Source organism: Micromonospora sp. NPDC051296 (assembly GCF_040682255.1).
In the GTDB taxonomy this organism is placed as follows: domain Bacteria; phylum Actinomycetota; class Actinomycetes; order Mycobacteriales; family Micromonosporaceae; genus Micromonospora; species Micromonospora craterilacus.
On sequence record NZ_JBFBAO010000209.1, the window covers coordinates 1 to 12,380 of the forward strand.

9 protein-coding genes and 2 pseudogenes are annotated in these 12,380 nt (G+C 73.2%); 7 read left to right on the plus strand and 4 right to left on the minus strand.

All coding sequences use genetic code 11. From position 1 onward, the window contains the following. Positions 1 to 250 (plus strand): annotated as a pseudogene (locus AB0M52_RS21150) (DUF2079 domain-containing protein); the annotation flags it as partial. A gap of 76 nt (positions 251 to 326) precedes the next feature. Next, positions 327 to 968, plus strand: a complete 642-nt coding sequence (gene lipB / locus AB0M52_RS21155; RefSeq protein WP_363956197.1) for a lipoyl(octanoyl) transferase LipB — start codon at positions 327 to 329, stop codon at positions 966 to 968. 151 nt (positions 969 to 1,119) lie between these two features. On the opposite strand, the gene aspS is transcribed toward lipB, so the two are convergent. Continuing rightward, the gene (aspS, locus tag AB0M52_RS21160; RefSeq protein WP_363956200.1) at positions 1,120 to 2,406 is read right to left on the minus strand and encodes an aspartate--tRNA(Asn) ligase; all 1,287 of its coding nucleotides are present in this window, start codon (positions 2,404 to 2,406) and stop codon (positions 1,120 to 1,122) included. 510 nt (positions 2,407 to 2,916) lie between these two features. Between aspS and lipA the strand changes: the two genes are divergently transcribed. Together lipA and AB0M52_RS21170 are read left to right on the plus strand one after the other, a co-directional pair. Next, positions 2,917 to 3,909, plus strand: a complete 993-nt coding sequence (gene lipA / locus AB0M52_RS21165; protein ID WP_363956203.1) for a lipoyl synthase — start codon at positions 2,917 to 2,919, stop codon at positions 3,907 to 3,909. A gap of 68 nt (positions 3,910 to 3,977) precedes the next feature. Beyond that, positions 3,978 to 5,870: a hypothetical protein gene (locus tag AB0M52_RS21170; protein ID WP_363956206.1), complete on the plus strand. Its 1,893-nt coding sequence runs from the start codon at positions 3,978 to 3,980 to the stop codon at positions 5,868 to 5,870. 42 nt (positions 5,871 to 5,912) lie between these two features. Here AB0M52_RS21170 and AB0M52_RS21175 read toward each other — a convergent pair whose 3' ends face one another. Together AB0M52_RS21175 and AB0M52_RS21180 are read right to left on the minus strand one after the other, a co-directional pair. Further along, positions 5,913 to 8,792, minus strand: coding sequence for an AAA family ATPase (locus tag AB0M52_RS21175; RefSeq protein ID WP_363956209.1), 2,880 nt, complete (start codon positions 8,790 to 8,792; stop codon positions 5,913 to 5,915). Between the two features lie 272 nt (positions 8,793 to 9,064). Further along, a complete protein-coding gene (locus AB0M52_RS21180; RefSeq protein WP_363956212.1) occupies positions 9,065 to 9,235 on the minus strand; it encodes a hypothetical protein in 171 nt (56 codons plus the stop codon). A gap of 206 nt (positions 9,236 to 9,441) precedes the next feature. On the opposite strand from AB0M52_RS21180, the gene AB0M52_RS21185 reads away from it, so the two are divergent. After that, a complete protein-coding gene (locus AB0M52_RS21185) occupies positions 9,442 to 10,131 on the plus strand; it encodes a DUF4191 domain-containing protein (RefSeq protein ID WP_363956214.1) in 690 nt (229 codons plus the stop codon). 21 nt (positions 10,132 to 10,152) lie between these two features. Here the strand turns inward: AB0M52_RS21185 and AB0M52_RS21190 are convergent, their stop codons facing one another. Further along, positions 10,153 to 10,497 (minus strand): RDD family protein, encoded by a 345-nt coding sequence (locus AB0M52_RS21190; protein WP_363956219.1) that lies wholly within the window; start codon positions 10,495 to 10,497, stop codon positions 10,153 to 10,155. Positions 10,498 to 10,821: 324 nt separating this feature from the next. Here AB0M52_RS21190 and glnA point away from each other — a divergent pair, with 324 nt between their 5' ends. Further along, positions 10,822 to 12,246 (plus strand): type I glutamate--ammonia ligase, encoded by a 1,425-nt coding sequence (glnA, locus tag AB0M52_RS21195; RefSeq protein WP_363956216.1) that lies wholly within the window; start codon positions 10,822 to 10,824, stop codon positions 12,244 to 12,246. Positions 12,247 to 12,286: 40 nt separating this feature from the next. Then, positions 12,287 to 12,380, plus strand: a pseudogene (locus AB0M52_RS21200) (GNAT family N-acetyltransferase); the annotation flags it as partial.

Below are 12,380 nucleotides of genomic sequence, written 5' to 3' on the forward strand. Positions count from 1 at the left end.
GCGGCCCTTCGGCGCGATGCTGGACCAGGCCGCCCGCACCAGCACGCTGCCGATCGTCACCGAGGGCACCCACGAGGAGGTCCGGGCCGACCTGGCGTACTGGCGGGTCGAGGCGGTGGTGCTCGCCGACGCGGTGCACGGTGCCAAGTGGGCGGTCGACGAGGAGGCGCTCCGGCGCACGTTGACCATGCTGCTCGGCGAGCCGGAACGGGTCGAGGACGTCTGGCTCTGGCGAATCCGGCGGGAGTGAGCGGCGCGCGAGCCCGCCGCGTCCGTGAGCGGGCTCACCGCTGGTGACCGGCCGGTACGGGTCTACGCTGGGACGCGTGACCGCGACGACCTCCGGCCTGACGGCCGTCCACGCCGGCGTCCTCGACTACACCGCCGCCTGGGACGAGCAGCGCCGCCTGCACGAGGCGGTGGTCTCCGGCGAGCACGGCGACACCGTGCTGCTGCTGGAGCACCCGAGCGTCTACACCGCCGGCAAGCGCACCGAGCCGTGGGACCGCCCGATCGACGGCACCCCGGTGGTCGACGTGGACCGCGGCGGCAAGATCACCTGGCACGGCCCCGGCCAGCTGGTGGGCTACCCGATCCTGCGGCTGCCCGACCCGGTCGACGTCGTCGCATACGTCCGGCGGGTCGAGCAGATGCTGATCGACGTCTGCGCCGAGTTCGGCCTGACCGCGGGCCGGATCGAGGGGCGCAGCGGAGTCTGGGTGCCGGCCGACGACCGGGGGCCGGCCCGCAAGGTCGCCGCCATCGGCATCCGGGTCGCCCGCGGGGTCACCCTGCACGGCTTCGCCATCAACTGCGACTGCGACCTGGCGTACTTCGACCGCATCGTGCCCTGCGGCATCCGCGACGCCGGGGTCACCTCGCTCAGCGCCGAGCTGGGCCGCCCCATCACCGTGACCGACGTACTCCCGGTCGTCGAGCGCCACCTGGCAACCATCGTCGAGGTCTGACCCGCGCCCTCCCCGGTTGCGCCCCGCCCTCCCCGCCCCACCCCCGGCCTCCCTGTTGATCAAGGGGTTGCGTCTGGATCCGCGCTGAATCTGACGCAAACCCCCTGATCGACTTCGGGTCCAACCTGGGGAGGGCGCGGGGGTCAGGGGGTCAGGGGGTGAGGCGGTGGAGGTCGCGGGGGAAGGGGGTCACCTCGCGGATGTTGGGGGCGCCGGTCAGTCGGGCGACGAGGCGTTCGAGGCCGATGGCGAAGCCGCCGTGCGGCGGCATGCCGTGCCGGAAGGCGTCGACGTACCCGGCGTACGGCTCGACCGACTCGCCGCGCGCGGCGAGCGCGGAGAGGTAGTCGGCGTGCCGGTGCAGCCGCTGCCCGCCGGTGACCAGCTCCAGCCCGCGGAACAGCAGGTCGAACCCGTTCGAGAAGGCCGGCCGGGCCGGGTCCGGGTGGGTGTAGAACGGCCGCTTCGCCATCGGGTACCCGGTGACGAAGACGAACTCCGACCCGTGCTCGCGCCGGGTCCACTCCCCCAGCGCGCGTTCGTGCGCGGGGGCGAGGTCCGGCTCGTCCGCTGGCGCGCCGGCGATCTTCAGAGCCTCGGTGAAGTGCACCGCCGGGATCTGCCCCGGTACGGCCGGCAGCTCCACGCCGAGGGTGGCCAGCGCGGCACCGGCCCGGTCGCCGACCATGTCGAGCATCCCGGCCAGGGTGTCCCGCAGCACCGCCATCACCTCCCGGTGGTCGGCGACGAAGCCCAGTTCGGCGTCGAGGGAGGTGTACTGCGCCAGGTGCCGTACGGTGTCGTGCGGCTCGGCCCGGAACACCGGCCCGACCTCGTAGACCCGCTCGAAGACACCGACCATCAGCTGCTTGTAGAACTGCGGTGACTGGGCCAGGTACACCGGCCGGCCGAACCAGTCCAGCGCGAAGACGTTCGCCCCGCTCTCGGTGGACGAGGCGACCACCTTCGGTGTGTGGATCTCCACGAACCGCCGGGCGTCCAGCGTGGCCCGGAAACCGGCCACCGCCGCCGCCGAGACCCGCAACGCCGCCGACCGGCTCGGGTGCCGCAGCGCGACGGGTGCGTTGTCCAGCTGGGTGGGGAGGCTGGCGGTGAGCGTGGGCCGGTAGAGGTCGAACGGCGGCGGTACGGCGGGCGGGCCGAGCGGACGTACCGTCGGGTCCGTCAGCTCGACCCCGGCGGGCGCCGTGGCGTTGCCGACCACGGTGCCGGTCACCTCGACCACGGTTTCCTCGGGCAGCGCCTCGACGGTGGCGCGTACCGCCGGGTCGGTGACCACGACCTGGGCGAGGCCGGCGGCGTCCCGGACGATCAGGAAGGCCACCGACTTGAGCAGCCGGCGGCGGTGTACCCAGCCGGCGATCCGGACGGTACCTCGGGTGTGTTGGGCGAGTTGGTCGGACAGGATGCGTTGCACAGCGGGCTGCTCCTCGGTCGATCGCGACGCCTTCGCCACCCTCGGGCGGCGACGCATCGCCTCAGCCCCGGGAGGTGTGGGCGAGCGGGAACCTCGCGGTGCCACCACACCTTCGCCCCCGCCTGGGCGGGAGCCTCGTTCGTCGCCTTTTCACCGGGGCCAGCCGGGCGGGCTCTACTGGGCGCGGGGTGTTAAGAAGGGGCCCTTCCTCTACCGCAGGCGTTAAGAGGGGGCCCTTCCTTACACCGCGGGCGGTTCTTCCCGCAGCTCGGGAGGGTCTTCGCGGCCTCGACGCCAGACCGCCTCGCAGCAACCGGCGGCTCTCTTCAACTGGCGGGATCGGGGCGCTACTCGGCTCCGTCGTCGCTTCGTGCCGCGCACGCTAACACCCCGCCGGACGGTCCTGTTACGTGTTTTTCCCGCCCTCGGTGTCCGGCGTCACAGGATTTCCGGGGTGACGGCCGTCGCCCGCCGTTCATCGACGGCCACCATCCGGCGTAGGCTCGTTTTGTGACGATCGAGCACTCCGCGCCGACGACCGGCCAGGCCGCGCGTACCGCGACGCCCGCTCCCGAGGGGCGGCGCCTGCTGCGGATCGAGGCCCGCAACGCCGAGACGCCGATCGAGCGCAAGCCACCGTGGATCAAGGTCAAGGCCAAGATGGGCCCGGAGTACACCCAACTGCGCGGGCTGGTCGCCCGCGAGGGGCTGCACACCGTGTGCCAGGAGGCCGGCTGCCCCAACATCTACGAGTGCTGGGAGGACCGCGAGGCCACCTTCCTCATCGGCGGTGACCAGTGCACCCGCCGCTGCGACTTCTGCCAGATCGACACCGGCAAGCCGGCCGAGTTCGACGCCGACGAGCCGCGCCGGGTCGCCGAGTCGGTGGTCTCGATGGGTCTGCGGTACGCCACCATCACCGGCGTCGCCCGCGACGACCTGCCCGACGGCGGCGCCTGGCTCTACGCCGAGACCGTCCGGCAGATCCACGCCCTGCAGCCCGGCTGCGGCGTCGAGCTGCTGATCCCCGACTTCAACGCGGTCCCGGAGCAGCTCGCCGAGGTCTTCGGCGCCCGGCCGGAGGTGTTGGCGCACAACGTCGAGACGGTGCCGCGGATCTTCAAGCGGATCCGGCCGGCGTTCCGCTACGAACGTTCGCTGGACGTCATCCGACAGGCCCACGCGGCCGGCCTGGTTACCAAGAGCAACCTGATCCTGGGCCTCGGCGAGGAGCGGGACGAGATCTCCCAGGCCCTGCGCGACCTGCACTCGGCCGGCTGCGAGCTGATCACCATCACGCAGTACCTGCGTCCCACGCCCCGGCACCACCCGGTCGAGCGCTGGGTCAAGCCGGAGGAGTTCGTCGAGCTGAGCGCCGAGGCCGAGGAGATCGGCTTCGCCGGGGTGATGAGCGGGCCGCTGGTGCGCTCGTCGTACCGCGCCGGCCGCCTCTACCAGCAGGCCCTCCAGGCCCGCGAGGGCGTCACCGTCGCCGCCGGCTGAGCTACTTTCCGGCCGCCGCGCCGTGCTGCGCCACCGCCCGAATGCCGGCCAGGTGCCATGATCGGCTCATGACCGCCGAGGTACGCCGCGCACCGCGCACCGCGCTACGCGCGCTACCGGCGGCCCTGCGCACCCTGCCCGGACCGCTGCGGGCGCGGCCCGGCTCCCGGCTGCCCGGGGTGCTCACCGTGCTCGCGTTCCTCGCCGGGGTCGGTTACCGCCTCGGCCTGCTGCTGCACGACGCGCCACCCACCAACAGCGACGAGGCCACCATGGGCCTGGCCGCCCTGCACATCTCACGGGGCCAGGAGTCCCCGATCTGGTTCTACGGCCAGTCGTACATGGGCACCCTGGAGGCATGGCTGGCCGCGCCGGTGTTCGCCCTGGCCGGACCGTCGACGCTCGGCCTGCGACTGCCCACCCTGGCGATGTACGCGCTGTTCGTGCTGCTGGTCTGGCGGCTGACGCTACGGCTGACCGGGGACCGCTGGTTCGCCCTGCTGGTCGTCGGGCTGCTCGCCCTCGGCTCGGACCGGATCGTCAAGAACCAGCTCATCGCCGGTGGCGGTTACCCGGAGATGAACGTGGCCGGGGCGGCGCTGGCCCTGCTGGCGTACGACCTCGCGGCCGGGCGGCCCGGTCGACGGCTGCCCCGCTGGGCGGCCTGGGGTTTCCTCGCCGGGCTGATGGTCTGGGTCGATCCACTGGTGCTGCCGTACGTAGGGGCCACCGGGCTGGTGCTGGTGGCGTTCCGCCAGAGTGAACTGCGCGGTTGGGCCGGGGCGGTGCTCGGCTTCGGTGCCCTGGTCGGCGCGGCGCCGCTGCTGGTGGACAGCCTGGCGGCCGGCCGCAACCCGCTCGCCGCGGTGCTCACCGCCAGCGGCGCCGACCAGCCCGCCGGCTGGGCCGACCGGCTGTACGGCGGCCTGGTGCTCGGTCCCGCGCTCGGCACGGGCTTCTGCGACCCGGGCCGCTGCGCCGGCTGGCAGCTCTGGTGGGCGGCGGCACTCCCGGTCCTGCTGCTCGCCGCCGCCCTCACCGCTTGGCGCACCCTCCGCCACCCACCCACCGCTTCCCTTGCCCCACCCACCGCTTCCCTTGCCCCACCCACCGCTTCCCTTGCCCCACCCACCGCTTCCCTTGCCACGCCCGCCCCACCCCACCCCGCCACCCCGGCAGGGGCCGCCCTTTCACCGCACCTCGCGGCCCCGCCCGCCCCCGCCGAACCGCACCTCGGCTCGCCGACGGGGCGCGGAACTGTAGATCTTGGACACTTGGCGTCCGGCGCTGACGGAAACAGTCCAAGATCTGCTGACGCGGCGGGGCAGGCGGTGCGGGTCGGGGCGACGGTGTCGCTCGCCCTCGTCGTGGCGGCGGTGGCGACCGTGGCCGCGTACACGGTCAGCAGCGCGGCCGGGCGCACGCCGGTGGAGAGTGCCCGCTACCTCTCCTGCCTGCTGATCTCCGTACCGGTGCTGCTATGGCCGGTGTGGACGGCGGCCCGGCGGCGGGCGAACCGACCCGGGCGCACCACCGCGCTGTCGCGGGTCGCGGCGGTCGGGGTGCTCGTGGCGACCCTCGGCACCGCCGCCGTCGCCACGGCCGGCGCGATCGGCGCCGCCCCGGCCGCCAACACCGCCGAGGAGCGCCACGACGCGCTGGTCGCCGCGCTGCGCGAGCGGGGCGTACGGCACGTCTACAGCACCTACTGGACCTGCAACCGGCTCACCTTCGCCAGTGTCGAGGACGTGGTCTGTGCCGTCGTCGACGACGACCTGAACCCGGGCCACGACCGCTACCAGCCGTACCGCCGCGCGGTGGCGGCGTCGGCCGGGGCGGCCTGGGTCGCGCCCGACGGCTCCCCGCTTGCGGCCCGCCTGGACGAGCGGCTGCGCGCCGCGCCCGGCACCCTCACCCTGCTCGCCCTCGACGGCTGGCGGGTGTACCTCCCCCGCACCTGAGCCACCCACCCCACCGCGCCCCCGGGGGGACAGGGGAAGTGATCAGGAGGGGTCGGTCAGGAGGTTGAGGCGGTGCGCCACGGCGGCGGCCTCGACCCGGTTGGTCACGTCCAGCTTCGCGATGATCCGGGAGACGTGCACGCTGGCCGTCTTCGGCGAGATGAACAACTGCTCGGCGATCCGGCTGTTGCTGTGCCCCTCGGCCACCAGGCGGAGCACCTCGCGCTCCCGCTCGGTCAGCAGGTCCGCGCCCGGCCGGCCGCGGCCCGCACCGCGCAGGCCGACCCGGCGGGCCAGGGTGGCGGCCTGCTCGGCAAGCAGGCTCGCGCCGAGCCCGTCGGCGAGCGCGACCGCCTCGCTCACCGCCGCTGCCACCTCGTCCCGTTCCCCCGCACCGGCCGCCGCCTCGGCGAACGCCAACAGCACCCGCGCCAGCGCCCCGGGCTGGCCGGCGGTCCGCCAGGCCGCGACCGCGTCCCGCCAGGCGGCGAGCTGATCGGCTGCCACGGTGGCGGCCACCTCGGCGGCGTACGCCCGCTCGGCCGGGAACCGGACCGCAACGGTGGCGGCCAGCTCGGCGACCCGGGAGGCGAGCGCCTCGTCGGCGGTGTGCCGGGCCACCCGGGCCTGGGCGGCGAGCACCGGCCAGCCGTAGCGGGGATACCTGGCGACCGCCGGATCGGTCAGGCTCGCCTCCGCGGCCCGCCGTGCCTCGACCCGGTCGTCGGCGGCGAACGCCGACGCCAGCCGCAGCTCCGACAGCGGGAGCCGGTTGTGCGGATGCAGGTACGGCTTGGTGAGGAAGCCCAGCGCCCGGCCGACCGTCTCGTCGGCGGCGGGGTGCCCCTGGGCCAGCCGCAACCCGGCCCGCAGTTGCAGCCAGTGCAGCCCGGACACCCCGGGCGGGTCGAGTCGGGCCGCCTCGGCGCAGACCTGGTCGGCCTCCGCCCACCGGCCCAGCGCCAGCAGCGCCTCGGCGCGGTTGGAAAGCAGGTACGCGCCGGTGGAGCGGCTGATCCCGACCCGGCGCGCCTCGGTCACTCCATCAGCGGCGGCCCGCGCCGACTCTTCGTAACGGCCCAGTTCGAAGAGCACGTCGGAGATGTGCACCAGCGCGCTGACCAGCGTCTGCGTCTCCCCGGCAGCCCGCGCCAACGCCTCGCACCGGCGCAGCTCGGCCAGCCCGAGATCCGATGCACCGTCGCGGCGACGCAGCACCGCGAGCTGCACCGGCAGCAGCGCGCCGTTCACCCCGGCGGCCTGCGCCGCCGCCATCACCTCGGCGGCCACCCGGGCCCCGTCGGCGTGGTCGATGCGGGCCAGGTGGTTGGCGAGGTCGGCGAGCAACTGCAACCGTTCCGGTCCGTCCGGCACCCCGGAGGTCAGCCGGTACGCCTCGCGCAGCTCGGCCGCGCCGTCGCTCTTGCCCAGCATCGCCAGCATCCGGCCGCGCCGATCGAGCAGCCGCGCCGCCCGCAGCGGCTCCGCCTCGGTGTCCACCTCGGCCAGGGCGGCCCGGGTCAGGGTCAGCGCACGGTGGTAGTCACCGGCGGTGGTGGCCGCGGCGAGGGTTTCCTCCAGCACCGCCAAGTGGTCCATGCCGAGCCGCTCGGCCGCGTCGGGCACCAGCTCCCACAGCTCCAGCACTCGTTCCAACAGCCGGCTCTGCTCCGCGTACGCGTACCGGTCGGCGGCGGCGCAGGCGGCCACCCGGGCGGTCACCAGGGCGCGGGGGTGGTCGTGGGCGGCGTACCAGTGGTGGGCGATCTCGGCCGGCGCGCGGCCGGCGGCGACGAGGTGGGGTTGGGCCTCGACGGCGGCGGCGAACCGGGCGTGCAGCCGGGCGTGTTCGCCGGGCAGCAACTCGTCGTGGACGGCCTCGCGGACCAGCGCGTGCCGGAACTCGTAGTCGCCGTCGGGGTCGGCCACCAGCAGCTGGGCGGCGACGGCGGCCCGCAACGCCTCGTCCAGCTCCGGCTCGGGCAGCCCGGCGACCTCGGCCAACAGCTGGTGGGCCAGGCGGGTACCGCCGGCCGCGGCGATCCGCAGCACCCGCTGGGCCGGCTCGGGCAGCCGGTCCACCCGGGCCAGCAGCAGGTCGCGCAGCGTGTCCGGCAGGGCGGCACAGCCAATCGGGCTGCCGGCCGCGGCCAGCTCCTCGATGAAGAGCGGATTGCCCTGGGTACGGTCGTGGATGTCGTCGACCGCACGGGCGACCGGCTCGGTACCGAGCAGCCCGGCGAGGACTCCTCCGGTGCCTTCCCGGTCCAGTCGGCTCAGCTCGATCCGGTCGACTCCCCGGGCCCGGTCCAGCTCGGCGAGGAAGGGCCGCAGCGGGTGGCCCCGGTGCAGCTCGTCGGTGCGGTAGGTGCAGACCAGCAGCAGCCGCCCGGTGCGGGCGGCCCGCACCAGGAAGCCGATCAGGTCGCGGGTCGACCGGTCGGCCCAGTGCAGATCCTCGATCACCAGCACCAGCGGCTGGTCGGCGGCGAGCCGGCCGAACAGCTCGGCGACCAGGTCGAACAGGTAGCCACGGGGGGCGTCCGAGGGTGTCCCGACGGCGGGCGCGGCGGCACCGGCCGGCACCCGGGCCAGCTCCGGCAGCAGTCGGGCGAACTCGGCCTCGTACCCGTCGAAGACGGCGGCGCCGTCGCGGCGCAGCACCGTACGCAGCGCTGCGGCGAACGGGGCGAAGGGCAGGCCGACCTCGCCGAGTTCGAGGCACTGGCCGACCAGCAGGCGGGTGCCGTCGCCAGCCGAGCGGCCGAACTCCTCCAGCAGCCGGGTCTTGCCGACCCCGGCCTCGCCGCCGACTAGCACGGTCACGGGTTCGCCGGCCCGGGCACGGGCCAGCGCGTCACGCAGCTGCGCCATTTCGCGCTGACGGCCGACAAGGACGGTGCTGGTGGCACGGACGGTCACGGGACCGAGCATGCCACGCCCGGTCTCGCCGCCGTCCCCGCCGACCGGGCGGTCGGCGGGGACGGGCGGTGGCGCGTCGGCCCCGCCTGGCAGATGGCCGGTGGAGCCAGCCGGCAGATGGCCGGCGGAGCCGGCCGGAGCCGCGTCGCGACCGTTGTCCGGCCGGTTCGCCCCCGTGCGCGAACCGATTCCGGACCCCCCGGGTCGGGTGTTAACAGGGGTCCCTTCCTCTACCGGAGGCGTTAAGAAGGGGCCCTTCCTTACATCGGTGCTCACCGGCGGGCGTCGCCGGTGTGGGCCGGGTCGCGGCGCCGATTCAGCCAGCCGCGTGCCGACCGGCGCGGCAGCGACCGGGCCAGCCGGTCCCGGGCGGCCTCGGCGCGCAGCTCGGCGGCGTGCGTACGGTGAACGGAGAGGAGGAAACCCGCGTCGTTGCCGAACATGTCGTGCTCCTTGCGATCGTCGTCAACTGCCGACTCTGACTCTGCTCGCGAAGGTGCCGCCGGGGCATGAGGGCGCCGCCTGATCTGTGCCCGCTGCTCCTCCTTACGCCCGGCCGGCAGGCGCGCCCCGGCGCCGTAAGGTACTCAGCCGGCCGAGGTCCGGCCGCGGATCAACGCTGCGGCGCGCGACCACTAGACTTGACGTCATGGCAAAGCCCCAGGAGAAGGTCTCGTTCGGCCAGCGGCTGAAGCAGATCGGGTTGGTGTTCCGGTTCACCGCCAAGCAGGACAAGTGGTTCGCGCCACTGGCCACCGGCGCGGTGCTGATCCCGCTCGCGCTGACCGTGGTCGCGGTCGTGCTCTGGGGCTGGCTGTGGCTGCCGCTGGGCATCCTGTTCGCCCTGCTCTTCCTGCTGATCGTGCTCAACCTCCGGTCCAACCGGGCGATGATGAACGCCGCCGAGGGCCAGCCTGGTGCCGCCGCGCAGATCATCGAGAGCATGCGCGGCGACTGGCGGGTCTCCCCCGCGGTCAGCTCGACCACCCAGATGGACATGGTGCACCTGGTCATCGGCCGGCCGGGCGTGATCCTGCTGGCGGAGGGCAACCCGCAGCGGGTACGCGGCCTGCTCGGCCAGGAGAAGCGCCGGCTCGCCAAGGTGATCGGCAACGCCCCGCTCTACGACTACGTCATCGGTCAGGAGGAGGGCGAGCTGCCGATCCGCAAGTTGCGGATGACGCTGATGCGGCTGCCGCGCAACCTCAACGGCAAGGACGTCAACTCGCTGGACAAGCGCCTCAAGGCGCTCACCGCCCGGCCGCAGATGCCCAAGGGCGCCATCCCCAAGAACCTCCGCCCGCCGCGCGGCGCCTTCCGCCAGACCCGCGGCCGCTGACCCGGCCCCAGCCGGAGGTACTTACCCGGCGGGGCGGGTGGCGGGGGTGACGACCGAGCCGGTGAGGCGGTCGTGCAGGCCGCGCCGGTGCTGGTCCATCAGCAGGGCGGGGACGACCAGGGCCAGCAGCAGGCCGCGCAGCAGGGCGCGGACCAGGCCGATCCGCCCGCCGTCGGTCCAGTCGACGCAGCGGATCTTGGTCAGGTACATGCCGGGGGTCTGCGCGAACAGGCCGAGGAAGAGGCCGTACTCCACGATCAGCACGACCACCGGCGCCCAGCCGTCCCGGGTGGGGCTGGCGAACAGGCCCGCCGCGAGCAGGCAGAGCACCCAGTCGATGACCAGCGCTCCGAACCGGCGACCCAGCTCAGCCGGGGTGAAGTCGGGGTCCGAGGCGGGCGGCGGCGGGCGGAGCGGCTGGCTGGTCACAGCGGCCAAGCCTAGCCAGCCGTGGCGGACCGACCGAGGGCGGAGGCCCGACGCGCGGCGCCGAAACGAACCAATGGCACCAACTGTCACTACACTGACAAAGCCGGACCAGTTCCTCGGCCCCGGCGTCCGCACCGGCCGCCGAAGTGACATACCGCGAGGGACGTAACACGGCAGAAACACTGGAGACATGGCCGGGCAACCGCACGGTCATAGCGTCGCCAGGAGCCTAGCTACCCGTGGATGTGCCCAGGAGGACGAGTGTTCGCCAATCCCGAGGAACTCCTGCGATACCTCAAGAACGAGGACGTGAAGTTCGTCGACGTACGTTTTTGTGACCTGCCCGGCGTGATGCAGCACTTCAACCTGCCGGTCGAGTCCTTCGACGACAGCGTCTTCACCGACGGCCTCGCGTTCGACGGCTCGTCGATCCGTGGCTTCCAGGCGATCCACGAGTCGGACATGCTCCTGCTCCCGGACGTCGCGACCGCCTTCATCGACCCCTTCCGCGCGCAGAAGACCCTCGCGCTGAACTTCTTCATCCACGACCCGTTCACCCGTGAGGCGTACTCCCGGGACCCGCGGAACGTGGCCAAGAAGGCCGAGGCGTACCTCGCGGCGAGCGGCATCGCGGACACCGCGTACTTCGGCCCCGAGGCGGAGTTCTACATCTTCGACTCGATCCGCCACGAGACCTCCGCCAACCAGGCCTTCTACTACATCGACTCGATCGAGGGCGCCTGGAACACCGGCCGCGAGGAGGAGGGCGGCAACCGCGGCTACAAGACCGCGTACAAGGGCGGCTACTTCCCGGTGCCGCCGGTCGACCACTACGCCGACCTGCGCGACAGCATCGTGCGCCGGCTGGTCGACACCGGCTTCACCGTGGAGCGCTCGCACCACGAGGTGGGCACCGCCGGCCAGGCCGAGATCAACTACCGGTTCTCCACCCTGCTGCACGCCGGTGACCAGCTCCAGCTCTTCAAGTACATCGTGAAGAACGAGGCCTGGGCCAACGGCAAGACCGCGACGTTCATGCCGAAGCCGCTCTTCGGCGACAACGGCTCCGGCATGCACACCCACCAGAGCCTCTGGCTCAACGGTGAGCCGCTGTTCTACGACGAGACCGGCTACGCCGGCCTGTCCGACACCGCCCGGTGGTACATCGGCGGCCTGCTGCACCACGCCCCGTCGCTGCTGGCCTTCACCAACCCGACGGTCAACTCGTACCGTCGCCTGGTGCCGGGCTTCGAGGCGCCGGTCAACCTGGTCTACTCGCAGCGCAACCGCTCCGCCTGCACCCGTATCCCGGTCACCGGCAGCAACCCGAAGGCCAAGCGGGTCGAGTTCCGGGTGCCGGACCCGTCGGCCAACGTCTACCTCGCCTTCTCGGCGATGCTGATGGCCGGCCTGGACGGCATCAAGAACAAGATCGAGCCGCCGGCGCCGATCGACAAGGACCTCTACGACCTCCCGCCGGAGGAGTGGGGCGACGTCAAGCAGGTGCCGGGCTCGCTGCCCGAGGTGCTGAACGCGCTGGAGGCCGACCACGACTACCTGCTGGACGGCGGCGTCTTCACCCCGGACCTGATCTCCACCTGGGTGGACTGGAAGCGGGCCAACGAGGTCGACCCGGTGCGCCTGCGCCCGACCCCGCACGAGTTCGCCATGTACTACGACTGCTGATCAACGGCTGATTCGACTGCTGATCAACGGCTAACGCAGGGTCGGGTTCGAGGTCATCGGCCCGGTGGTCAAGCCGGAGAAGACGGCGTTGCTGAGCATCTGCACCCGGGAGCGGTTCGTGGCCGCCACCGTAG